3 protein-coding genes are annotated in these 1619 nt (G+C 57.3%); all 3 read right to left on the bottom strand.

Annotated elements, in window-relative coordinates; translation table 11 throughout:
- Positions 1-165: 165 nt before the first annotated feature.
- A complete protein-coding gene (locus ACFONC_RS07335; protein WP_386743090.1) occupies positions 166-510 on the bottom strand; it encodes a hypothetical protein in 345 nt (114 codons plus the stop codon).
- Between the two features lie 69 nt (positions 511-579).
- Positions 580-987, bottom strand: coding sequence for a hypothetical protein (locus tag ACFONC_RS07330; protein ID WP_386743089.1), 408 nt, complete (start codon positions 985-987; stop codon positions 580-582).
- 129 nt (positions 988-1116) lie between these two features.
- Positions 1117-1619: hypothetical protein (locus ACFONC_RS07325; protein ID WP_386743088.1), on the bottom strand; the 503-nt coding region annotated here is incomplete at its 5' end.

The raw sequence follows: 1619 nt of genomic DNA, 5'->3' as shown, positions 1-1619 counted from the left end.
GGTACCCGATGACTGCGGCTGCAAGAATTGCAATGTCCATCGGCTGACTTTCCAAGGGGCCTAACACCTTGAGTTAACCCGACCTGCGTAGTGGAGCCAACAACATGGCAAGCTCTACCTGCCATGTTGTTGGTGGAGCGAAGCGGGTTCGGGTTGAACGAACTGTTAGGCCGCACCAGCAGAACCTGGCCGACCTTCCATGCCACTCGGATCTGCCGTAAGTAGCTCCTCGAAGAGCATGAAGACATTGTCGTCGTCTACGCCGGGATCACCGAGAGCGTATAACGTGGCGAATGCTGCCGCATAAGCTGACTCGCGGCGGATAAGGCAAATGTCGCTCGGGCTGACACCAGCCGCAAGCAACCTCTCTAATGCAGGGCCAGTATCCGCGAACGGGGCATCCGGCTTGCGTTTTGAGCGAGCTATCTCGTCCTGCAAAGAAGCCTGATCTAAGTTGACATTAATCACATGCCGCCAAAGATGCTCCAGCAGTTCTTCACGAGTCGCCATGAACTCTCCTGTGCGGCCTAACGCCTGAGTTAAGGGGTGCCGCGAAGCGGCATCCCCTTGAACGAATTGTTAGGCCCCACTGTAGCGGACCGCCAGGCCGAGAACATCACCGACCGTTGGGTCCGACAGTGCCTGTAACTCGTCTGCCGGCACGTTGAATCGGGAGCGCAACGTGGCATAGAGCGACTCAAACTCCTGAGAGTCGACCCCGCCGAGCTCCGGGTAGGCTGCACGGTAGATAGCCAGGAGCGAGTCTTCAGGCTTCAGGCGCTGAAGATCATCGGGCCGCAGGAAGAACGAAAGGCGAATTTCTTCGAGCGCAGCGGCGACTACCGAAGCTTGGGCCTGCTCGTACAAAGCGCTCCAGTCTGTCAGACCGTGAGGGCGGTCGGCCAGTAATGCCCATCCAGGGCTGGCGCGCGGCAAGAGCAGCGCTAGTCCAACGAGGGCAAGAACAAGGATGACGACGGTGGTCACGGGTGGGGCCTAACGCTTGAGTTAACCCGACCTGCGTAGTGGAGCCAACAACATGGCAAGCTCTACCGGCCATGTTGTTGGTGGAACGAAGCGGGTTCGGGTTGAACGAATTGTTAGACCGCGCCCCGATCACCGGAACTGCAGCCTGTTTAGAACAGCAAGCCGCTGCGTCAATTGCTGAGGAGAAGTCGCCACGACCCAGATATGGGCGAAGCTCCCGTTGCGATCAAGCTCAATCACGGTCTCTTGCGAGAACTCCGCGGGATCACTGTGTATGTAGAAGGAAGAACGCTCGTACCACTTGACTTTACGACCGCCCACATTGCCGGCACCAATCGCGTTTCCCTGACTCGGATCAAATTTTGGCGCGTAACCGAGATAGATGCCGAATGCGTCTTTCCCAGTGGAGGAATCAACTGCATAGCAGACGCCAAAGTCTGGGCCTTGTTTATAAGACCAGGTCATCCCAGAGTCGGCGGGCAACACTGGGCAATGCTCGGCCGGCTGCGAATAGCTGGCCGAAGCTTGAAGAAGTAGTACCAAGACAACGAGTAGCTTCATGCGCGGTCTAACGCTTGAGTTAAGCCGACGTGCGTAGCGGAGCCAACAACATTGCAAGCTGTTCTGCCATG

This window comes from Luteimonas soli (assembly GCF_042648865.1).
Lineage (GTDB): Bacteria > Pseudomonadota > Gammaproteobacteria > Xanthomonadales > Xanthomonadaceae > Luteimonas > Luteimonas soli.
Note: the sequence above shows the minus strand (reverse complement) of the source record. Positions and strands in the feature narration are given on the sequence as shown.